This is a genomic window from Luteibacter sp. GL_149 (assembly GCF_057834065.1).
In genome coordinates this window covers 3219976-3241140 of the sequence record NZ_CM174395.1, presented here as the reverse complement: position 1 = coordinate 3241140, position 21165 = coordinate 3219976, and the positions used below count along the sequence as shown (strand labels likewise).

16 protein-coding genes, 1 pseudogene and 1 riboswitch are annotated in these 21165 nt (G+C 62.6%); of the genes and pseudogenes, 8 read left to right on the top strand and 9 right to left on the bottom strand.

Going from position 1 to position 21165, the window contains the following annotated elements; genetic code table 11:
• Positions 1-122: 122 nt before the first annotated feature.
• Positions 123-1157, bottom strand: coding sequence for an L-threonine 3-dehydrogenase (gene tdh / locus AC3IR3_RS14315; RefSeq protein ID WP_489193088.1), 1035 nt, complete (start codon positions 1155-1157; stop codon positions 123-125).
• A gap of 159 nt (positions 1158-1316) precedes the next feature.
• On the opposite strand from tdh, the gene AC3IR3_RS14310 reads away from it, so the two are divergent.
• The gene (locus tag AC3IR3_RS14310) at positions 1317-3170 is read left to right on the top strand and encodes a S46 family peptidase (RefSeq protein ID WP_489193086.1); all 1854 of its coding nucleotides are present in this window, start codon (positions 1317-1319) and stop codon (positions 3168-3170) included.
• Positions 3171-3214: 44 nt separating this feature from the next.
• Here the strand turns inward: AC3IR3_RS14310 and AC3IR3_RS14305 are convergent.
• From AC3IR3_RS14305 to AC3IR3_RS14295, 3 genes and pseudogenes are all read right to left on the bottom strand, one after another.
• Positions 3215-3424: pseudogene (locus AC3IR3_RS14305) on the bottom strand (phage nozzle protein); the annotation flags it as partial.
• A gap of 29 nt (positions 3425-3453) precedes the next feature.
• Positions 3454-4065: a hypothetical protein gene (locus AC3IR3_RS14300; protein ID WP_489193084.1), complete on the bottom strand. Its 612-nt coding sequence runs from the start codon at positions 4063-4065 to the stop codon at positions 3454-3456.
• Between the two features lie 55 nt (positions 4066-4120).
• Complete coding sequence (locus AC3IR3_RS14295) at positions 4121-6433, bottom strand: DNA-directed RNA polymerase (protein ID WP_489193082.1); 2313 nt, start codon at positions 6431-6433, stop codon at positions 4121-4123.
• 517 nt (positions 6434-6950) lie between these two features.
• Here AC3IR3_RS14295 and AC3IR3_RS14290 point away from each other — a divergent pair.
• Positions 6951-9113, top strand: a complete 2163-nt coding sequence (locus tag AC3IR3_RS14290; RefSeq protein ID WP_489193080.1) for a S46 family peptidase — start codon at positions 6951-6953, stop codon at positions 9111-9113.
• A gap of 86 nt (positions 9114-9199) precedes the next feature.
• Here AC3IR3_RS14290 and AC3IR3_RS14285 read toward each other — a convergent pair whose 3' ends face one another.
• Together AC3IR3_RS14285 and AC3IR3_RS14280 are read right to left on the bottom strand one after the other, a co-directional pair.
• The gene (locus AC3IR3_RS14285) at positions 9200-9394 is read right to left on the bottom strand and encodes a hypothetical protein (protein ID WP_489193078.1); all 195 of its coding nucleotides are present in this window, start codon (positions 9392-9394) and stop codon (positions 9200-9202) included.
• Positions 9395-9522: 128 nt separating this feature from the next.
• The gene (locus tag AC3IR3_RS14280) at positions 9523-10143 is read right to left on the bottom strand and encodes a phosphatase PAP2 family protein (protein WP_489193076.1); all 621 of its coding nucleotides are present in this window, start codon (positions 10141-10143) and stop codon (positions 9523-9525) included.
• A 245-nt stretch (positions 10144-10388) separates the two neighbouring features.
• Here AC3IR3_RS14280 and miaA point away from each other — a divergent pair, with 245 nt between their 5' ends.
• The 6 genes from miaA to AC3IR3_RS14250 all read left to right on the top strand — a co-directional run bounded on the left by miaA (position 10389) and on the right by AC3IR3_RS14250 (position 16772).
• Positions 10389-11369: a tRNA (adenosine(37)-N6)-dimethylallyltransferase MiaA gene (gene miaA / locus AC3IR3_RS14275; RefSeq protein WP_489193074.1), complete on the top strand. Its 981-nt coding sequence runs from the start codon at positions 10389-10391 to the stop codon at positions 11367-11369.
• A 91-nt stretch (positions 11370-11460) separates the two neighbouring features.
• Positions 11461-11721 (top strand): RNA chaperone Hfq, encoded by a 261-nt coding sequence (gene hfq / locus AC3IR3_RS14270; protein WP_132143506.1) that lies wholly within the window; start codon positions 11461-11463, stop codon positions 11719-11721.
• 112 nt (positions 11722-11833) lie between these two features.
• The gene (gene hflX / locus AC3IR3_RS14265; protein ID WP_489193072.1) at positions 11834-13138 is read left to right on the top strand and encodes a ribosome rescue GTPase HflX; all 1305 of its coding nucleotides are present in this window, start codon (positions 11834-11836) and stop codon (positions 13136-13138) included.
• 270 nt (positions 13139-13408) lie between these two features.
• Positions 13409-14533 carry an FtsH protease activity modulator HflK gene (gene hflK, locus AC3IR3_RS14260; RefSeq protein WP_489193070.1) on the top strand — a complete coding sequence of 375 codons (1125 nt, stop codon included), beginning with the start codon at positions 13409-13411 and terminating at the stop codon, positions 14531-14533.
• On the top strand, positions 14530-15399 hold the full coding sequence (gene hflC / locus AC3IR3_RS14255; protein ID WP_489193068.1) for a protease modulator HflC: 870 nt from the start codon (positions 14530-14532) through the stop codon (positions 15397-15399). Before hflK ends, hflC begins: the two co-directional genes overlap by 4 nt.
• A gap of 80 nt (positions 15400-15479) precedes the next feature.
• Positions 15480-16772: an adenylosuccinate synthase gene (locus tag AC3IR3_RS14250; protein ID WP_489193066.1), complete on the top strand. Its 1293-nt coding sequence runs from the start codon at positions 15480-15482 to the stop codon at positions 16770-16772.
• Between the two features lie 843 nt (positions 16773-17615).
• Here the strand turns inward: AC3IR3_RS14250 and AC3IR3_RS14245 are convergent.
• The 3 genes from AC3IR3_RS14245 to AC3IR3_RS14235 form a co-directional block, all read right to left on the bottom strand.
• A complete protein-coding gene (locus tag AC3IR3_RS14245) occupies positions 17616-19391 on the bottom strand; it encodes a diguanylate cyclase (RefSeq protein WP_489193064.1) in 1776 nt (591 codons plus the stop codon).
• Positions 19392-19442: 51 nt separating this feature from the next.
• Positions 19443-19778, bottom strand: coding sequence for a hypothetical protein (locus tag AC3IR3_RS14240; RefSeq protein WP_489193062.1), 336 nt, complete (start codon positions 19776-19778; stop codon positions 19443-19445).
• 145 nt (positions 19779-19923) lie between these two features.
• Positions 19924-20733, bottom strand: coding sequence for an SAM-dependent methyltransferase (locus AC3IR3_RS14235; protein ID WP_489193060.1), 810 nt, complete (start codon positions 20731-20733; stop codon positions 19924-19926).
• Positions 20734-20827: 94 nt separating this feature from the next.
• A riboswitch (cobalamin riboswitch) is annotated at positions 20828-21045 on the top strand.
• Positions 21046-21165: the final 120 nt, after the last annotated feature.

The window sequence follows — 21165 nt, the reverse complement described above, 5'->3', positions numbered from 1 at the left end:
CCGATGGTGCGGCGTTATTGCCGGCACCGCCACAATCCCTGACCCGCATGCCGTCCGAGTCTACTCGGCCGGGGGTATTTTGGAACTCCCGCCGTCGATGGACGACGGGAGTTATTCAGGACTCAGTTCCAGGAACAGACGACCTTGCCGCAATTGCCCGCATCCATCAGGTCGAAGCCCTTCTGGAAATCGTCGATCGCGATCTGGTGGGTAAGCACCTTCTGCAACGGGAAGCCGGTGAGGACCATCTGGGTCATCTTGTACCAGGTCTCGTACATGCGGCGGCCGTAAATGCCTTGCAGCGTGAGGCCCTTGAAGATGACCTTGTCCCAGTCGATACCCGCGCCGCGCGGCATGATGCCGAGCATCGCGATCTTGCCGCCGTGGTACATGCAGTCGAGCATGTCGTTGAACGCGCGTGGATTGCCGCTCATTTCCAGGCCGACGTCGAAGCCTTCGATGTGCAGGTCCTTGACCGTGTCTTTCAGCGACTGGTTCGCGACATTGACGACGCGCGTGGCACCCATGTCGGCCGCGAGTTTCAGGCGGTAATCGTTGACGTCGGTGACGACGACGTTGCGCGCGCCCACGTGCTTGGCGATACCGGCGGCGATGATGCCGATGGGACCCGCGCCCGTGATGAGCACGTCCTCGCCGATCAGGTCGAACTCCAGCGCGCAGTGCGCGGCGTTGCCGTACGGATCGAAGAAGGCGGCCAGTTCCGACGGAATCTGGTCGGGAATCGGCCAGAGGTTGGAGGCCGGCATGGTCATGTACTCGGCGAACGCACCGTTGCGATTGACGCCGATGCCCACGGTGTTCGGGCACAGATGCTGGCGACCGGCACGACAGTTGCGACAGTGGCCGCAGACGATATGGCCTTCGGCCGACACGCGGTCGCCGATCTTGTAGCCGGTGACGCCCGGACCGATCTCGACGATGCGGCCGACGAATTCGTGACCGATGGTCAGGCCCGGCACGATCGTGCGCTGGGACCATTCGTCCCACTTGTAGATGTGCAGATCGGTACCGCAGATCGCGGTCTTCTCGATCTTGATCAGTACTTCGTTCGGGCCGACCTGCGGGACCGGCACTTCCTCCATCCAGATACCCTGTTCGGGCTTGCGCTTGACCAGGGCTTTCATTGTCTGCTGCATGGCGATCGTCTCGTGAGTGAGGTCTCGGGGAGGAGACCCAAACGCCGATTATAGAACGCCCATGACGGGGTGGACCGTTGTGCGCTGCCGCATTGCCCCTCTTCACGCGACCCTTTATGGTCGACCGGTTCCGTCATGTTCACAGGGGTAAGGAAAGATATGCGAATCCGCTCAATGATGCTGGGAGCAGCCATGGCGCTTGCGCTGGATGTAAAGGCCGACGAGGGCATGTGGATGCCGGCGCAGTTGCCGGCCATCGGCAAGGCGCTGCGCGAGGCGGGCTATAAGGGCGATCCGAAGGATCTGGCCGACCTGACGAAGGCGCCGCTGAACGCGGTGGTGCGGATCGGCGGCGGTACGGGGGCGTTTGTTTCCTCCGACGGCCTCGTCGTAACCAACCACCACGTCGCGTTCGGCGTCATCCAGTACAACAGCAAACCCGATCGCGACCTGATCACGGATGGCTATGTCGCGCCGGATCGTGCCGGCGAGCTGCCCGCCAATCCCGACTATCGTCTTCGTGTGACGGTCGGCTTCGACAAAGTCACCGATCGCGTGCTGGCGGGTGCCGCGGGCAAGACGGGACGCGCTTACTACGACGCCGTGGATGCCGCGAGCAAGGCGCTGGTCGCCGAATGCGAAAAAGAACAGGGCTATCGCTGCAGCGTCGCGAACATGTTCTATGGCCGCGATTTCTATCTGGTGAAGCAACTCGAACTGCGCGATCTGCGTCTGGTCTATGCGCCGCCGCGCGCTATCGGCAACTACGGCGACGAGATCGACAACTTCGTCTGGCCGCGTCACGCCGGCGACTTCACGGTGCTGCGCGCCTATGTCGGGCCCGATGGCAAGCCAGCCGACTATTCGCCGGATAACAAGCCCTATCATCCGCCGTCGCACCTGCAGGTGGCTCGCGAAGGCGTGGCCGATGGCGACTTCGTGATGCTGGCCGGCTATCCGGGCATTACCTATCGCCACCGCACGGCGGCCGAATTCGCCGATCAGATCGAATGGCGTTTGCCTGCCTCGGTGGAGGTGCTTAAGCAATTGCAGGATGTGATCGAGGATCAGGGCAAGGCCGATCGCGATGCGGGCATCAAGTACGCCTCGCAGCTGCAGTCGCTGAAGAACGGCATCAAGCGCTTCAGCGGCGAACTCGAAGGTCTGGAGCGCAGCGATGCCGTGACCATTCGCCGCGAGGACGAGACCGCCATGCTTGCCTGGCTGGCTACCCAGCCCGATGCGAAGACACTCAAGCCGCGAATCGACGAAGCGATGAAGCTGATCGCCGCCGGCAAGGACGTTCGCGAGCGCGATCTTCTGGTGGGCCTGCTTTCCTCCCAAACGCAGCTGATGCGTGGCGCGCTGGCTATCGACCGGCTGGCCGTCGAGCGTCCGAAACCCGATGCCCAACGCGAGTCCGGCTATCAGCAGCGCGACGAGGAACTGATCCAGAGCCAGCTGAAGCAGGCGCAACGCCGGTACGATCCTCGCGTGGAAAAGGCGCTGGTCACGGCGCTGGTCACGCGTTACCAGAAACTGCCCGATGCCCAGCGCCTGCCGGAATTCGACGCCGTGTTCGGCCGCACTGCCGCGGATCTGGCCAAAACGCTCGACCGCATTTACGGTGCGACAAAAATGGGCGACGAGGCCGAGCGTACCCGGCTGTTCAAGGCATCGCCCGCCGACATCGCCGGCAGTTCCGATGCGTTGCTCGTTGCCGCACACAAGCTCCAGCCCGCACTGCTGCGGATCGAGGACGAGCGTAAATCGCGCGAAGGCGATCTCCTCCGTCTGCGTCCCGCCTACATGCAGGCGCTGATCGCCTATCGCGAGAAGCAGGGCAAAGCGGTGTATCCCGATGCGAACTCCACACTGCGCGTCAGCTACGGCAAGGTCACGCCGCTGGTGGCCCGCGACGCGGTGACGTACGCGCCGGTGACCACGGTCGCTGGCATCGTCGAGAAAAACACGGGCAAGCAACCCATGGACGCCGGATCGACGTTGACTTGATACTCATGGCCGGTCTCGTGGTTGAAGACGCGTACGCGTCCGGGGTATACGGCGACGATGTAGCGCTCACGCGAGTCACGAACGATGCTATGGAAGAAGGCGGTGTCCGGGATGTCCGAACCGAGTACTTCGACGAAACGTGCAGGAGGCCGAGGACCGGCACCGCGTGCAGGACTGAAGTTGCAGTTGAGGGCATCTTCGAGCTGACTGGGGAGACGTACAGAAGCGTCCTGCTGGGAGACCCCGCCAATCATCGACGGGATGGTTCCTGAGGTGAGTGGCATTACCGGGTAAAGACCTCCGAGACGTCGGCGGAATCGTTGAACATGTTCCCGCGCGGTTCGTAGAGACGCTGCTCTTCCGTAAGGGCAAGTAGGGCGAATCTCTCGTCATCCTTGGTGAATGCGTTGGACTGCTCGGAACCTTGGAACTGTGCTTGGAACTGAGTGGCTGCACGTACGGTGATGTAACGACGCGCGGCTTCCGGCAGGAGTTCGAATGGGTATCCCCAAACGACTTCGACTGTGGGAGCTGCGTCGACTGCGAACGTGAAGGTTTTGTCGTCCGCGTTCCACAACTTCACGACAGGGGGAGCCGCACCCATATCCGGGCGCTGAGTAATGCGCCGCGCGTCGGCGGTCGATGGGCGGATCGATAGAGCGTTAGGCGGCAACACGACCGAACCGTCGATGGACGGCGTGAACGTGTAGCCAAAATCGGTGTTGAAGTACCAGCCTTTCGACTGTGTCTCTCGGGAAGTGCTGCGCAGTGTGTCGCGCGCTATCGCCGCGTCGGTGAAACCTATGATGTCGAGGGAGTTGATGGGAGTCTCGCCAACGGCCTTCAGCAGCGCATTGACGGCATCAAGCTCGGAGGTAGGGGCGATGAGTTCCATGTATCTCCAAAGGAAAAAAACCCGTCACGCCGATGAGGACGTGACGGGTTGGGGGTTACGGGCCGACTGCCAGTTCGGCAGCACCGGCCGCGCGGAGCGGGCCGTGGCCGAGAGCGAACTTCGACAGCATCAGCGTGCCCTGACGACGAACGTCATAGGCATCTTCCAGCGCCAGGTCGAGGAGCTTAAGCGTACCCACGGCACCCTTATGGAACACCGAGCAGACCGTCTTACTGTAGTCGGCGCGATACTTCGTCTGGAGTGCCGTGTTATTCGTATCGTCCGTACTCGGGAAGTGGTTGTGCGAGACGTAACTCTCGCCCGTCATCTTGTAGCCCGCCCACTCGAAACACGCGGCCAGAGCGCACCACGGGGAATCGGCCTCGGCCCAGAAGCGTTGCCCATCCAGCGGATCGAGGGCCGAGTCGAGGATGCGTTCCTCGTTGTCCTTGACCCACTGGACGCGCTCGGCGAACGGGACTTTGTCCACGCCGAAGAGATTCGCTACATGGATCGCGAGCCAACGCACACCGGACGCGCCAAGGGCCTTCCCTCTGGCGAAGTGAAGAAGCGCCTTGGCCTGATCGTCCCCCTGAGGGTTCAGCGTGCCCGGAACCGGGTAGACGCGACCTCTGAAGTCGAGTGAGTGCGGGAGGTCCAGTTCGCCGCTAGGCGGCAGTGGAGGGATGTCTAGAGCAAGCTCGGAAGGGAGCTGCGCATCGAGTTCGTCACGGAAATCGGTAAGTACATCTCGACTGTACTGTCCAACGAAAGCTGCTCGAAGCGATGCCGCGAGAATGTCCGTGTCGGCAGCGTGTGCACCGTATGAATCGTGAATCATCGCAAAGTCGGAGATACCGTTTTCCAGGGCGGTACAGACTGTGAGCATCAGGTGAGCTGCGTCGCAGGAGTGGACGTAGTTCGGAGAGATGCCTAAGGCTTGTCTTCGACTGTCGAGTTTTGTTCCTTCTACGCTGGCGGTTATACGCATCTCTCTGCCGAAAACGTAGGTGTGGACTCGTTCGCCCTGAGTCTCTCGGTATTCCTGTAGCACCGGAAATCCGGCAGGCGTCGTCCAGCTAACCGGCATGCCGCCCTTGGCTGCGACCTTCGCTGCGGCCTTGAGCCAATCCATCGCTTCACGAGCGGCGATCACAACGAGACCGATGGAATCCCACAGGACACCCGCCAGATATTCGGCGTGCTCCCAAGAGTCATCCTTGCCTGTCTTCTTCATCTTCTCGACGATCTGATTCCTCATGCCGGAGCGCGTGACTCCATAAGGAAGAGTCATGACGGGCTGCTTCACGAGGTCTCGGGTGAGTTGGCCGTCCCACATAGCGGCCGAGGCGTTACCGGCTTCGGCTTCCTTACGTATGCGCTCGGCGGCTACGTTCATGACCTGCGTGTAGATGTCTGCCGGTCTCTCCTGAGGTATCAGGTTGGTCGCCCGGCCTCCGACAGGATCGCGAAGCATGGCGCTGAAGTTCTGAAGACCGTTGCAGGAGCCGTCGAGGGCGATGGGGATGGGCATCTCGACGTTGTCCAGCTCGCGGAGGTACGACTTATTGCGCGTACGCACTAGGGGCACGAGACCTCCAGCGTCCGTCAGGTAGCCCCCGCCCTTGGAGGCATTCCAAGGTTTCGGGGAGACCAGCATGGGCATTCGCACGGGAGCGAAGTGGGCCGCTGCATCGTGGGCCTTGTCGAGCCAAGCGAGGACGGTCTCGGTTCCACGTAGCAGTACGCGCTCTCGGGTCTTTCCATGGGACGAGTCGTTGTACAACTCGGCGAAGCCAGTAGATTCAATGAACAGTTCGACCATCTTCATGCCGAAGTGGATACCGTCGCTGCCGGGGAATCCGAAGCGGTCCAGCTCGGTACGGCGGGTAGCGGCCTCCATGACGTTCCGGGAATGCCGCTGGGACGTGCTCTTCTTCAGGACGCCCTGAAGGTGCTTGTGGAGGCCGGGGGAGACCTCGCGGAATCTGGAGTAGTTGATGGAGTCCTCAATGGACGTCGCGATGGCCTCGGCGACCGTCTGCACCCGCGTCTCTCCGTTGGAGATCGCGTTCAAGCAGTGACGTACGGTGATGTACGCCAGCTCGGACGAGGGAAACTTCTCAACCCACCGGACTGCCGTGTGCTTCTTACCGGGCTTCCCGTTACGTGCCTCGGCCACGAAGGCGTCGATGGCTTCGGCCAGGGGTTGTAGGCAGTCTCGGAGGAGTCTGCGACCGGGACCTGAGTCGGCCTCATCCTGACGCTCCCTCTCTTTTTTATAGCGATCCACGCCGAGTGTCAGGGATTCCTCTTCCAGGGCGAGCTGTCTGTCTCTCAGGGACGTGGGGTTCTGCACGATATCCATGCGGGGTCTCCAGAAATGAAAAAGGCCCCTCGTGGGGGCCTGTTGGGTCGATGGGATGTCTGCATGACGCAAACGAAAACGCCCCGGCTTCGCTGGGGAACCGAGGCGTTTCTTTAGGAATCTGGAGGGGTTCCTGTAGAGCCCTTAAGGAGTCTTTAGGGGAGGAACTATCGTTCCCCCTATGCTGGCGGTTTTATCTTCTGCGGCACCCAACGGCGGCACCCGTTTGGCACCAGCGGCACCCGAAAACGGCATCTGGCGCGGCAGTTGTCGCCGCAAGTATTAGATTTGTAAGTAAACTCATTAGCTGCGTTGGCTGATGGATAAGGTCTATCCGGCCCCGGCCCTGCTGAAGGAGCTGGGCGTGCCAGCCGAAACCCGCTGAAGAAAGCGCTGGTTTTTCCGTAGGAGCGGTCAAGCCCGCTCCTACGGAAATTCGCGGAATCCATGACTTTCGGTCATGTTATAAAGTAACGTTTTGTTGGATAACTTCGCGACTCACCAAAAGGAGAACGCCTTGCGTCGTCTCGCACTCGCCGCGGCCCTTGCCGCCGGCCTCGTCACGTCCGCCCATGCCGTCGAAGGCATGTGGCAGCCCGCTCAGCTTCCGAAGATCGCCGCCACGCTCAAGCAGCACGGCCTGAAGCTCGACCCCGCTACGCTGACCGATCTGACCGCCTATCCGATGGGTGCGATCGTCAGTCTTGGCGGCTGCACCGCCTCGTTCGTATCGCCCGATGGTCTGGTGGTGACGAATCATCATTGCGGCTACGGCGCGTTGCAGTACAACTCCACGCCGCAGAAAAACCTCATCGAACAGGGCTTCCTCGCGAAGACCGTGGCGGAAGAACTTCCCGGCTCGCCGGATATGCGCGTGTTCGTCACCGAGGAAATTCGCGATGTGACGAAGGAAGTCACGGCGAAACTCACGCCGGACATGGGCGCGCTGGCGCGCTACAAAGCCATCGATCTGGCGAAGAAGGAGCTCGTGAAGGGATGCGAGACGGATGGCTATCGCTGCGATGTCTACACCTTCCACGGTGGCTTCAGCTATCAGCTGATCAAGCAGCTGGAAATCAAGGACGTGCGCCTCGTCTACGCGCCGCCGGAATCCATCGGCAAGTTCGGCGGCGACGTCGACAACTGGATGTGGCCGCGGCATACGGGCGACTTCAGCTACCTGCGCGCTTACGTGTCGAAGGACGGCAAGTCGGCCACCTATTCGAAGGACAATGTGCCGTATCACCCGAAGCATGTGCTCAAGGTCAATCCGCAGGGCGTGGAAGAGGGCGATTACGTGATGGTCGTCGGTTACCCGGGCCGCACCAATCGCTATCGTCTGGCCGACGAAGCGAAGGCCGCCATCGACTGGCAGTACCCGACGCAGATCAAGATCTACCAGGACACGCTCGACATCATCGCGGCGAACGGAAAAACGAATCCGGACGTGACGGTGAAATACGCCAGCATGGTTGCCGGCCTGAATAATTACCTGAAGAACTTCGGCGGCCAGCTTGAAGGTTTGCGTCGTGCCAACGCAGTGGCCGTCAAGCAGAAGCAGGAAGCCGATCTGGGTGCCTGGCTGAAGAAGCAGGGCGGTGCGGATAACAAGGCACTCATCGCCGACATCGCTACCCTGAAGACGAAGCTCGCCAGCTACCAGGTCACGCGTGAGCGGGATCTGGATCTGATGTTGCTCTCGCGTTCGTCGATGTTCTCGAGCGGCGTTCGTCTTGCCCGTCTGGCCAACGAGCGCAGCAAGCCGGACATGGAGCGCGAGACAGGCTATCAGCAGCGTGACGAAGTGCGCATCGAGGGTGCGCTGAAACAGATGGAGCGTCGCTACGATGCGAAGACCGATCAGCAGCTGATGACCTACGCGCTGGTTCGTTACGCGAAGCTTCCGAAAGAGCAGCGGCTGCCCGCCCTCGATGCATGGCTTGCCGGAGCGAATACCGACGCCGCCATCGCGACGAAGGTCTCGGCGCTGTACGCCGGTAGCAAGCTCGGCAACACCGAAGACCGCATGAAGTACTTCAAGGCCGATGCGAAGACCATCGCGGCCAGCGACGACAGCATGCTGAAGCTCGCCACGGAGGTACTGCCCGAACTGAAGAAGATCGAAGACGAGCAGGATGCCCGCGAAGGCGAACTGGCGAAGCTTCGTCCGCGCTACATGCAGGCGATGATCGCGTGGAAGGATTCGCAGAATCTTCCCGTTTACCCGGACGCCAATAGCTCGCTGCGCGTCACCTTCGGCAACGTGCAGGGCGTGGCGCCACGCGATGGCGTCAGCTATGCACCATTCACCACGGCCGAGGGCATCGTGGAAAAGGATACGGGCGTCGAGCCGTTCAATGCCCCGAAGGCCGAAACCGACGCCATTCGCGCGAAGGCGTTCGACGGTTATGCGTCGAAGAAACTCGGCACGTTGCCAGTCGACTTCCTCGCCGATCTCGACATCACCGGCGGTAACTCCGGTTCGCCGTCGCTCGACGCCGAAGGCCGTCTGGTGGGTCTGGCATTCGATGGCAACTGGGAATCGGTGAGCGGCGACTGGCTGTTCAATCCGAAGCTCAACCGTTCGATCCAGGTCGATGTTCGCTACATGTTGTGGGTGATGCACCACCTCGACCACGCCGACAATCTCCTGAAGGAGATGGGCGTTCCGGCGAAGTAATTCGTAGGTGACCCGATACCGGGCAACAAAAAACCCGCTGCAACTGGCAGCGGGTTTTTTGTTGAGCGATGCTGGATTTGCTCAGGTCAGTTGCCGAGCAGTTTCACCATCCCATAGGCCGCGGCGAAAAGGCCGGCGGTAGCCACGAAGGGATACCAGCGTGCCTCGGCGTTGATCTTCATCGTCTCCGCATGGATCTTGCCCGTCTCGGCGATGAGCCTTGTGAGTTGCGCATGGATCATCTCGCGATCTTCCGTGTTCATGGGTTTCGTCGTCGCCATAAAAATCCTTGTGAACCGGATGTTACACCTTGGGATAAAGGCTAGCGACCACGCGCGGCTGTGCTGTCGGTCTGGGCCTTGTCGTTGTCCATGCGCAGCCCACATGGCGCGTAGGCTCGTCACCGGGTTTACTTGAAGTGATGTATGTATCCCACGCGAAACCCGCCTGGCAGCCAGCCGACGATGAGCGGGGAGTCGCGATGCGAAGCCCAGATGCCGACGCCGGTGCCGAGAAGCGCGCCGACGAGGACGTCGCTTTGCCAGTGTCCGCGGACTTTCATGCGCGCGACGGCGTCGTAAGCGGGAAGCACCGCTAATGCATATACCCATGGATGGTCGGAACCATATTCGGCGATGACGGGCGTTACCGCTGCCGAAATGGCGGCGACTTCGCCACTCGGGAAGCTTTGGCCGCCGCTCTTGAAGAAACGGTTTGGATCGGCGGTCTGCGAGGGGCGTTCGCGCCGGAAGGTATATTTCATCGCTTCGGAGCCTATGGCGGTGATGGCCATGGCGTCGACGGATCGCCACATCGTGTCGCCGAATCTGTCGTCGTCGCCAAAGGCGATCGCGCTCCCGACCACGGTGAGGACGGTGCCGTACATAAGCACGTTCTGGTTGGACCGGTTCCAGATGCCGCTGTTGTCGTAGTGGAGCCTGTGATCGATCCCGAGCGGACCGCCAGACGAGAGCGCCGGGCCCGAAACGAGAATCGTCAGGATAAGAAGCCATCGACGTAACATCGCCATGACGCGCCCCCCACGATGGAGAAGTCCCCTTGCCGATGCAGCGTAGGTCGCAGACCTGTTTGCAGGCTTAGCGGACCATCGCTCCATCCCCCGCGGACCATCCTGGAGCCGCCGGTTGCGTTGCGCCTGCGGCGTCTTGCTGTCATACCGTGTTTGAAACGATCGACTGACCCGTCTACTCTTGGCTGTTGCCGATCGCGACAGCCTCAGCCCTTCGCCTTCGCCTGACTCCCGAGCACCGACGGATGGCTTCAGACAACCGCCCCCCCGCAATCTTTCTGATGGGCCCGACGGCCTCCGGCAAGACGGCGTTGGCGTGCGCGTTATCGGACCTTTTTCCCATGGGCCTGATCAGTGTCGACTCGGCATTGGTGTATCGCGGCCTGAATATCGGGTCGGCCAAGCCAGACGCGGCGACGCTTGCCCGGTATCCACACGAACTGATCGACATCCGCGACCCCTCCGAGCCGTACTCGGCAGCGGACTTCCGTGCCGACGCCTTGCCGGCGATGGAGCGGATCGCCGCCGCCGGTAAGATCCCGCTGCTGGTTGGCGGTACGGGACTCTATTTCCGGGCATTGCAGCGGGGCCTGTCCGCGCTGCCCGAAGCCGATCCGGTCGTTCGCGGGCGCCTGAGCGCCGAAGCGTCCGTCATCGGCTGGACCGCGCTGCATGCGAGGCTGGCCGGACTCGACCCGGTGGCCAGTCAGCGCATCCGGCCTGGCGACGCCCAGCGTATCCAGCGTGCGCTCGAGGTCATCGAGCTCACCGGACGCCCCCTTAGCGAGTTGCAGCAGGGCGGCAGCGGCGAGCGGTTTCCTTGGCGGGTGCTGAAAATAGCCTTGCTGCCCGACGAACGCGTCGCCCTGCATGCGCGCATCGCCACGCGTTTCGATGCCATGCTGGCCGACGGGTTCCTCGACGAAGTGCGTGCTTTGCGGGCCCGTGGCGACCTTCACGCGGATCTTCCCGCTATCCGGGCGGTTGGCTACCGTCAGGCGTGGGAGTTCCTGGAGGGGGAGTACGACGCCGGCGAGTTCCGCGATCGCGGGGTATATGCCACACGCCAGTTGGCGAAACGGCAGATTACCTGGCTGCGAAGGGAGTTCGACGCGCTTACCCTGGACCCCGACCGGGCCGATCCGACCGAGCGGGCCGCACGTGCCGTGGAGCAGTTTCTGGGAATGCCGAGGGCATCACGCCGGCCGCTTTCGTCCGGCGTTTAAAAGCAGTTAAGATTCAAGACACTTGGACCGGGGCACCCCTTGCGGTGTTCTTTAACCCGGTCTGTTCGCGTGGTGCTAGGGGAGAAGAAGAATGTCCAAAGGGCAGTCACTGCAGGATCCGTTTCTTAACGCGCTTCGTCGCGAGCGCGTACCGGTCGCCATCTATCTGGTGAACGGCATCAAGCTCCAGGGCACGATCGAGTCCTTCGATCAGTTCGTGGTGCTGCTGCGCAACCAGGTCAGTCAGATGGTGTACAAGCACGCCATTTCCACGGTCGTACCCAGCCGCAACGTTCGCGTGGGCGGTCACGAAAACCATCCGGACGGCGCGACTGTAGACGCCGAGGGTTGAGTCGACCCGTCTTCCGACCCATATCGAACGGGTTACTGACTTTAAATAGCCTCGCGTCGGCGTATCGTCCGGCGCGAGGCCATCCCGTTACGAATGAGGTTGACCAGACCCAGTGTTCGACAGACAAAAGAAAGGCGAGCGCGCCGTTATCGTGTTGCCGCATTCGCGCGGCGAGGGTGATGCGGTACGCCGCGGTCAGGAATTCGCCGAGCTGGTGCGTTCGGCCGGTGCCGAGATCCTTGGCAGCATCCCGGCCCGCGTCGAGGCGCCCAATCCCCGCTTCTATATAGGTACCGGCAAAGCCGACGAGGTGGCCGAGGCCGTGCGCGCGACCGAGGCCGATCTGGTCCTGGTCGATCACGTGCTCAGCCCCGTTCAGGAGCGAAACCTGGAAAAGCACCTGAGTGTGCGCGTGGTCGATCGTGCGGGCCTGATCCTCGACATCTTCGCCCAGCGCGCCCGCTCGCACGAAGGCAAGCTGGAGGTCGAACTCGCCCAGCTGAAGCACCTGGCCACCCGGCTCGTGCGGGGCTGGACCCACCTGGACAGTCAGCGCGGCGGTGCCATCGGCAACCGTGGTCCTGGCGAAACCCAGCTGGAAACCGACCGCCGCTTGCTTGGCGAGCGCGTGAAAATGCTGACGAAGCGCCTTGAAAAAGTGCAGACCCAGCGCACCCAGCAGCGCCGCGCGCGCATGCGCAACACGGTGCCCCGCGTGGCGCTGGTCGGTTATACGAATGCCGGCAAGTCCACGCTGTTCAATGTGCTGACTACCGGCGGCGTTTACGCGGCGGATCAACTGTTCGCGACGCTGGACCCCACGGTTCGCAAGATCGACGGCCTCGCCTGCGGTCCGGCGGTCGTGGCCGACACGGTCGGTTTCATTCGCGAGCTGCCCCACGATCTGGTCGCGGCGTTCCGCGCCACGCTGGCCGAGGCCCGGGATGCGGACCTGTTGATCCACGTGAGCGACGCGGCCGACGAGGAGCGCGAGCTTTTGCGCAAGGTCGTCAACAAGGTACTCGAGGAAATCGGCGCGGGCGATGTCCCCCAGCTGTCGGTCATGAACAAGGTCGACCTGGTGGACACCGCGGCGCGCATCGATCGTGGCGACGGCGGTGAAATCCGCCAGGTCTGGCTGTCCGCGGCGACGGGCGAAGGCCTGAACCTGCTGCGCGACGCGCTTGGCGAGCTGCTGGGCGGCGAACGTATTCAGGCTGGCCTGGAACTGCCGCTGGAGGCGGGCAGGCTGCATGCCCGACTCAAGGCCGCCGGCGCCATCGCCGTCGAGGACATCGACGAGCACGGCTGGCATCTGACGATCGATGCGCCGCGCTCCGTACTGGCGCCATTGCTCGGCGACGATGCCCATGCCAGGCCTTTGCGGGACCTTATTGATCCGCCCCTGGTCGACTGAGGGGCTTTAACCGCAAGGATGGGGATGGGAAGTGGGGGTGTGATTCCGGCAATCGCCCGAGGGATCGACAAGCACCAAGCGGACGTTACTTCCGCCGGACGATACTCGCCGCCTCAGGCGTTCGCCGGATCGACGCCCCCACTTCCCACCCCCCATCCCCGCTTTTAGTGATCCATCTGCTAGAATTACGGGCGTTTGCGTGCCCTTTTCGGGCGCGTCTAGGCTTTCGCGCCGCCACGTTACTCCGGTCCCCAAAGGAGACTGTCGCCAATGGCATGGAACGAACCCGGTAACGGGCAGAAGGATCCCTGGAACCGCAACCGGCCCACGGGCCGCAAGCCCGATCTGGACAATGTGCTCAAGAACCTGAAGGCCCGTTTTGGCCGTTTCGGTACGGGTAGCGGCGGGATATTCACCATCGTGCTCGCGATCGTGCTGGCCTGGCTGCTGCTTGGCAGCTATACGGTCATCGACGCCCGGCAGGTCGGCGTGGTCCTGCGCTTCGGCCAGTTCTCGCGCATGCTGCCTCCCGGCTTCCACCTGAAGATTCCGAGCCCGGTCGAGACCGTCACCAAGGTCGAGACGACCCAGGTGCGTTCGCTTTCGGACAACGTCCGCATGCTGACCCGCGACGAAAACATCATCACCGTCGACTTCAACGTGCAGTTCCAGGTCTCGGATGCGCGCAAGTTCCTGTTCTCCAACCGCGATCCCGAAGGCACGATTCGCCAGGCCGCCGAGGCGGCGGTGCGTTCGGTGGTCGGTGCGAACGTCATGGACAACATCCTGACGAGCCCGGGCATCGATACGCCGGCACCGACCCAGGCCGCCGTGCCGGGCGTCGCTCCGGAAGTGCGCGAAACGCTGCAGCAGCAGACGCGCGACATCCTGCAGGCCACGCTCGACGAATACGACGCCGGCCTTGCCGTTACCGATGTCAGTTTCCAGAACGTGGCTCCGCCGAAGGAAGTGAAGGATGCCTTCGACGACGTCAACGCGGCTCGCGAAGACAAGCAGAGCAAGGAAAACGAAGCCCGCGCTTACGCCAGCCAGGTCGTGCCGGTTGCTCGCGGCGAAGCCGCGCGCATCGCTGCCGAAGCCGAAGCCGATCGCGTCGAACGCATTGCCCGCGCCAACGGCGATGCCGAGCGTTTCAGCCTTCTGCTCAAGGAATACCGTGCCGCACCCGAGGTCACCCGTCGTCGCCTCTGGCTGGAAACGGTCGAGGAAGTCATGGCCGACAACCCGAAGATCGTCGATGGCTCGGGCGGTAAGAACATCATCAATCTGCCGGTGAACGTCACGCCGGGCAACGTTCGCAATGTGCCGGGCGTTGGCGCGGTGATCCAGTCCGCTACCACCACGGACACCAGCGGACAGGAGAAGTCGCAGTGAAGATCGCTTCCGCCATCGTCGCCGTTCTCCTGGTCTTCTTCGGCTTCAACAGCGCCTTCGTCGTGCATGAAGGCGAGAACGCCCTGCTGTTGCAGTTCGGCCGCATCGTGCGTACGGACTACAAACCGGGCCTGCACTTCAAGCTGCCGGTCATCCAGCAGGTCATGAAGTTCGATAACCGCATCCTCGGTCTCGATGCACAGCCCGAGCGTTACTTCACCTCCGAGAAGAAAAGCGTCAACGTCGACTTCTACGTGAAATGGCGCATAGCCGACAACGCGGCATACTACCGCGCCACGTCGGGCGACGAATTGCAGGCTGCTCAGCGCCTGACGCCGATCGTGAAGGATGCGCTGCGTTTTGAATTCAACTCGCGTCAGCTGGAAGAGCTGATCGCCGGTGGCCGCAAGGACATCACCGAGCGCGTCCGTCAGCAGACCGACAACGCGGCCCGCAAGAGCCTGGGCATCGCCGTGGTGGACGTGCGCATCAAGCGCATCGACCTGCCCGACGAAGTCAGCGAATCGGTTTACAAGCGCATGAAGGCCGAGCGTCTGCAGCTGGCCAACGAACTGCGTTACACGGGTCAGGAAGCGGGCGAGACGATCCGCGCCAACGCCGATCGCCAGAAGCAGGTGCTGCTTGCCGACGCCAATCGCGACGCCACCAAGGTGCGCGGCGACGGCGACGCGCAGGCCGCAGCCATCTATGCCCAGGCGTACAGCCAGGATCCCGAGTTCTTCGCGTTTTACAGAAGTCTTTCGGCGTATAGAAAGGCGTTCGGCGACGGGAAGGGCGTGCTGGTCATGAAGCCCGATTCCGAATTCCTCCGTTATCTCAACGACGGTCCCGGCAAGCAGCGCTGACGCGGCAGTCGCGCGGCACCACACAGAACATCCATATCGCCCTTGATTAGGGCAAACGTAAAGAAGGCGAGAGCATCATCATGGGCAAGTCAGTCGTAATCCTCGGTGCGCAATGGGGTGACGAAGGCAAGGGCAAGATTGTCGACCTCCTGACCGAGCGCGTCGGCGCGGTCGCGCGATTCCAGGGTGGCCACAACGCCGGTCATACGCTGGTAATCAAGGGCAAGAAGACGGTTCTGCACCTCATTCCGTCGGGCATCCTGCGCGACGACGCGCTGTGTCTGATCGGCAACGGCGTCGTCCTGTCGCCCGCCGCGCTCATGAGTGAAATCGCCGAGCTCGAAGGGCAGGGCGTCGACGTGCGTCCGCGCCTGAAGATCAGTCCGGCCACGCCGTTGATCATGCCGTACCACATCGCCGTCGATAAGGCGCGCGAGGTAGCCTCCGGCGCCAAGGCCATCGGCACCACCGGCCGCGGTATCGGTCCGGCGTACGAAGATAAGGTCGCTCGCCGTTCCATTCGCGTCGCCGACCTGATGTACCCGCACGAATTGCCCGAGAAGCTGAAGGAAGTGGTCGAGTACCACAACTTCGTACTTACCCAGTGGTTGAAGGCCGAGCCGGTCGACTACCAGACCGTGCTGGACGAAGCGCTTACCTGGGGCGAATACCTGCGTCCGATGGTCGACGACGTTGCCACCATCCTGCACGACGTTCGCAAGGAAGGCGGCAACATCCTGTTCGAAGGCGCGCAGGGCGCGTTGCTGGACATCGATCACGGCACCTATCCGTATGTCACCTCGTCGAATACGACGGTGGGTGGCGCACTGGCCGGCACTGGCGTCGGCGCACGCGACATCGACTACGTGCTCGGCATCTGCAAGGCATACGCCACACGCGTTGGCGGCGGTCCGTTCCCGACCGAGCTCAACGACGAGATGGGCGAGACGCTGCGTAAGAAGGGCAACGAGTTCGGTGCCAGCACCGGCCGTCCGCGCCGCTGCGGCTGGATCGACCTCGTCGCGCTGAAGCGCGCCGTGCAGATCAACGGCATCGATGGCCTCGCCATCACCAAGCTCGACGTGCTCGACGGTCTGGAAACCATCCGCGTCTGCATCGCGTACGAATATCGCGGCAAGCGTCGCGAACTCGCACCGCTGGACGCCGATGGCTGGGCCGAGTGCAAGCCGGTTTACCTCGACTTCCCGGGTTGGGAAGAGAGTACCGCCGGTATCCGCGACTGGAACAAACTGCCGCCCGCGGCCCGCGCGTACCTGCGCGCGGTCGAAGAGCTGTCCGGCTGCCGCCTGGCACTCGTGGCGACCGGTGCGGACCGCGACGACACGATCGTTCTGGACGATCCGTTCGCCTGATCGAAGGGGTTGTTTCAAAAGAAAGACCCCGCAGTTTGAACTGACCCCCGGAAGTCGGACAGCCGTCCGATCTCCGGGGGCTTTTTTGGGGCTCTTCACGCGTTCTCGGGGCGGGCTCGGCTTCGCCATCGCTTTTTGCGCTGGGACGCTTCGCGAAGAGCCGTCGGCCACCGCCCTCGACGCTCCGTCTCCACCGTCGCTCGGGAAGGGATAGCCGCTGCGCGGCTGGTGTCTTAATGGCTGCGCCCCGTCGCGCCCGCGCGGCGGGCGGGGGTTTTCGATTCGGCCTCCGTGCCTCAGCGAAAACGGCGGACCGTCCAGGTCCGCCCCCTTCGGGCCTTTTCCGCCCGCCGCGCTCGGTTCCGCAAGTCGCGTCGAGGGCGGTGGCCGACGGCTCTTCCGGAGGTTGCGGTGACGTGGGGGAAAGCCGCGCGTGACGCATGACCGGTGGTGACCGCATCCGCCCCCCCTCACGTGCTTGGCTCGCGCTCTGTCCACAACAAACCACAGTCGCCGGTGCCGTGGCCGGGTTGGTCCTTGGGGCCGCCTTAGCCGAGGGCCGCGATACCTTGTTGGAGCGAAAGCGGCGCTACGGCCCGCTCCCGCAGGGACGGCGCCGAAGGCCCCAAGGGCCAATCCGGTCGCGGCCCCCAGACGCACGAGCGTGAGGCGGCTGTCCTCGACCGAAGCTCGACAAGACACGTCACGCCGTCCCCGCTAATGCGTGAAGAGCCTTTTTGTGCGCGATCGCCCAGAGGCCACAGGAAGAGCGGAGTCGCTGCGGGCCCCGGTGTGGCGGTCGCGCTCAAGCGGGCTCCTGCGGAAAGCGCGCCGCGCTCAGGCTTACCGCGACGATACCGATCCTGCGATTTGCTCGTTCGTCGCGTTTGGGTACGGAGAGTCCGATTCCCCGTTGACCTTGCCGTAGACGACACGGTTGCGACCGTCGCGCTTGGCCTGATATAGCGCATCGTCGGCTTCGACAAGCAGGCGGCTTAGTTCGTAGCCGCAGCGGTCGGTCGATGCGACTCCGAAGCTGGCGGTGATCGGGACGTCCGTGCTGTTCTCGGCGACCGTTGTCGCCAGCGCGACACGAATGCGGTCGGCCCGTTCCATCGCCTGTTCGGGCGTGCATTCGGGAAGCATGATGCCGAACTCCTCGCCACCGAGTCGACCGAAGACATCGGTCGAGTGCAGGTATTTCCTGCACACCATGACGGTTCGCTTCAGTACCTGGTCGCCCGCGGCGTGGCCGTGGGTGTCGTTGACGTTCTTGAAGTGGTCGAGATCGAGCAGGATCATGCTGACGCCACGGGACGATTTCGCGGCATAGCGCAGTACCTGTTCGCCTTCGTCGACGAAGTGTTGTCGATTGCATATGCCGGTGAGGCCATCGCGACGCGCCAGTCGCATGAAACGCAATTCCGAGCGTTTGAGCCGGTAGAGGATCAACGCAATAGAAGCGAGAGCGGTCAACAGCAGGGCGATGTAAAGCCGGCTGGTTTCCACGGCTTTACGATCGAGCGCCTGTTGTAGCTGCAGGATCTGGTTCTGTTTGTTCAGGCCTTCGACCTGCAATTTTTTCGCCAGTACCTGTTGCTGGACGATCTGGTAGGCAATGGAGCGCGCGCTGATGTCGTTCAGATAACCCTTGTCGGCGGTGAGGAACTGCTCGTGGTACGCGAGCGCGGCACGCAGGTCGCCGCGCTGTTTTTCGATCAGATAGAGCACTTCGTACGCGATGCTCAGCGGTTCGGTGAATTCGTCCTTGATGGCGCCGTCGATAGCATCGAGTGCATAACCGCGCGCGGTATTCGTATCGCCTTCCTTGAGGTATGCCTGCGCCAGCAGCGCGTTGTACTTGGACGTCAGGCTCGGGTACTGGTCGCGCAGGACGTCCGGATAGTTTGTCTGAAGGAGGTCGATAGCGTCTTTCGTACGATCGTTGGCGATGTAAAAGCGTGCGACATCCGCGCGCAGCGCATTGGCGAAAACGGACTCATGCGCTTCCACGCAGGCGTCGATGCCGTTCTTGAAGCGCGAATCGAGCGAGCTCAGACGACCGCTACGCAGCAATGCGTGCAACTTGAAGGACATCGCCTTGCAGGTGTTTTCACCGGGCGGGATGTCGTCGAGCATCTGTTCCGCATAGGTGATGGCAAGGTCGTACTGTCCCGCTGCGATCAGTACCTGCGCGGCTTCGCCCAGACCCTGGTATCGCGCGGTCTTGTCGGTGATCTGCGGCAGCAGTTCGATCAGCTGGCTCAATCGCGAGAACGCTTCCTCGTAGCGATGGCCGATGCCGAGGATGTTGACCAGCGTGGCCCGGGCGCGAAAACGCAGTACGGCATCGGGCGATCGCTCGGCGATGGCATTCAGCTGTGTCGTGGCGCCTTCGTAGTCGCCGCCGTAGGCGTCCTGCCATGCGATGAGATAACGCAGGTGCCATTGCTGCGATGGCGACAGCGTCGCCGCGTTGCGTTCGAGGCGATCGATGATCTCGACGAACGCAACATGGTCCGACGTCTTGATACTGTCCGCATGGGTGAGCCGGCTGGCCGGATCGTCAGTAGTGGAGGCGACCACACCCGCGTTTCCCACAATCAATCCCAGGAGCATGACCACTCCCGGCAAAAACGGCAGGCGCTTGAGGCCAGCCCGGAACATGACTCAGGCGACGATCGAGCAGTCTTTGGAACCCTTGAGCGAGGCCTCAGTCGTTTCGTCCTCGCCGTCCTTGTGTTCTTCTTCGTTGTCGCTCGGCATCTGCGTGCCGGTATTGTCGTCGCTCGGCATCTGGGTGCCGGTATGATCCATCTGCGTCGCCATGAACGAATGCTGCCTCAGCTGGCTGCGAAGTTCGCCGGCATCGCCGGCCAGAATCGCGGCACGCAATGGTTCGTCGATCTGCGCCTCCGCCATCGCGTGCTCCAGCTCTTCGGGCGATGCGCCACGCAGTCGCGCGTCCTGCCCCAATTTCTCCAGAAAATCGACGACACTCGACATCGAACCATCCCCCGATAGCTGGCGGTTTCAAGACCTGGCCAGTGGCTGTGCGGTGCCCCCCTTGGGCACGGCGACAGCGCGATCATATCCCGCGCGGGGAGCGATCACACTGGTAATTTCACGCGAGTCCGCCGGGGCGAATCGGTCAGGACTTACCGGCCAGCTCCAGGTCGATGGCCGCGAGCCGGGCCCGGACGTCCTTATTCGGCCGCATGGCATGGGCTGGCGGCAGCGCCAACGTGTCGGACATGCCGACATTGGATCGAGGTAAATCGCGCAGCGCCAGGCGTTCGATCCGTGGCGACTGGATAGGCAGCGTGGGCGCCTGATAGATGACGACCTCGTGATCCAGGGAGTAATCCTCGCTCAGCACGTCCACGAGAATCTGCAGATAGGGCTCGCTGGTGGAGAACTTTCCCTTGGACATGTCACCGGTGACACCCACCTGCCAGAGCACCAGCCAGGCGCTGGGATCCACGCGGCGGTGATTGATCATGAACTGGCTGGCTTCGAAATGCTGGCATCCATAGGTACCCGGATCGATGCCGAGGTCCGCGTAAAGGCAGTCCTCCGACGATACGCCCGGTTCCATATGGGCCGGGTATCCCTCGCGGCGGGCCTGCTCGATGGACTTGTGCGGTGCCCAGGCGAATACCCCCGGGTGCCCATAGAAGACGCCGCAGACGCGCTTTCCCGCCCGTACTTCGGTCAGCATGGCGTCGACCATTTGCCGGTAGGTTTCGATTCTCGGCTTACCTTTCGCGTAGTACGGCTGCAGGCTGCGGACGTCCTTATGCATGCCCGACAGCCATAATTCGACGACACCATCGGATACCCCGACGAAGACGACGTCCGCCGCTTCGATGTGGCTGCGCGCCAGCGGTCCCATGTGCGCACCCAGGGTCATGCCGGTGCCCACGCAGACCAGGCTGCCTTTGGATGGGGAAGTGCTCAAACGCGATCTCTCCTGAAGGGATGGTGTCGCGGGCGAGCATACGACGGTTTGCGGACTATGGCGCAGTGCAGCTTGTTCGCCGGGGCGCGAACGTTACACTCGTGGGACCACAGGTGTCCTGCCGCCGTCATTCCGGTGCGCAGGGTGAAACGGGAAGCTGGTGCGGATCGATCGATCCCAAGCCGGCGCTGCCCCCGCAACGGTAGGCGAGAAAACCCGACTGAAGAACCACTGCGAAAGCGGGAAGGTGTCGGGGTGATGCGAATCGCATCGCTCGCAAGCCCGGAGACCGGCCAGTGGCGGACACCTTGCGTGTCCTTCCTCGGGTGTTGCGGTGGGCAACCAGGCGAGCTTCGTCGGTGCCGCATCCGCTCGCATCGACGTGTCTTGTCTGGCTCCGCAGCTCCCTTCGCGGGTGAGCGATACGGAGAC

Excerpts from the sequence above, each read along its gene's own strand:
- AC3IR3_RS14310 (WP_489193086.1), top strand. The coding sequence starts at position 1,317 with ATGCGAATCCGCTCAATGATGCTGGGAGCAGCCATGGCGCTTGCGCTG.
- hflK (WP_489193070.1), top strand. The coding sequence starts at position 13,409 with ATGGCATGGAACGAACCCGGTAACGGGCAGAAGGATCCCTGGAACCGC.
- AC3IR3_RS14245 (WP_489193064.1), bottom strand. The coding sequence starts at position 19,391 with ATGCTCCTGGGATTGATTGTGGGAAACGCGGGTGTGGTCGCCTCCACT.
- AC3IR3_RS14295 (WP_489193082.1), bottom strand. The coding sequence starts at position 6,433 with ATGGATATCGTGCAGAACCCCACGTCCCTGAGAGACAGACAGCTCGCC.
- AC3IR3_RS14285 (WP_489193078.1), bottom strand. The coding sequence starts at position 9,394 with ATGGCGACGACGAAACCCATGAACACGGAAGATCGCGAGATGATCCAT.
- AC3IR3_RS14300 (WP_489193084.1), bottom strand. The coding sequence starts at position 4,065 with ATGGAACTCATCGCCCCTACCTCCGAGCTTGATGCCGTCAATGCGCTG.
- hfq (WP_132143506.1), top strand. The coding sequence starts at position 11,461 with ATGTCCAAAGGGCAGTCACTGCAGGATCCGTTTCTTAACGCGCTTCGT.
- AC3IR3_RS14240 (WP_489193062.1), bottom strand. The coding sequence starts at position 19,778 with ATGTCGAGTGTCGTCGATTTTCTGGAGAAATTGGGGCAGGACGCGCGA.
- AC3IR3_RS14280 (WP_489193076.1), bottom strand. The coding sequence starts at position 10,143 with ATGGCGATGTTACGTCGATGGCTTCTTATCCTGACGATTCTCGTTTCG.
- miaA (WP_489193074.1), top strand. The coding sequence starts at position 10,389 with ATGGCTTCAGACAACCGCCCCCCCGCAATCTTTCTGATGGGCCCGACG.
- AC3IR3_RS14250 (WP_489193066.1), top strand. The coding sequence starts at position 15,480 with ATGGGCAAGTCAGTCGTAATCCTCGGTGCGCAATGGGGTGACGAAGGC.
- tdh (WP_489193088.1), bottom strand. The coding sequence starts at position 1,157 with ATGCAGCAGACAATGAAAGCCCTGGTCAAGCGCAAGCCCGAACAGGGT.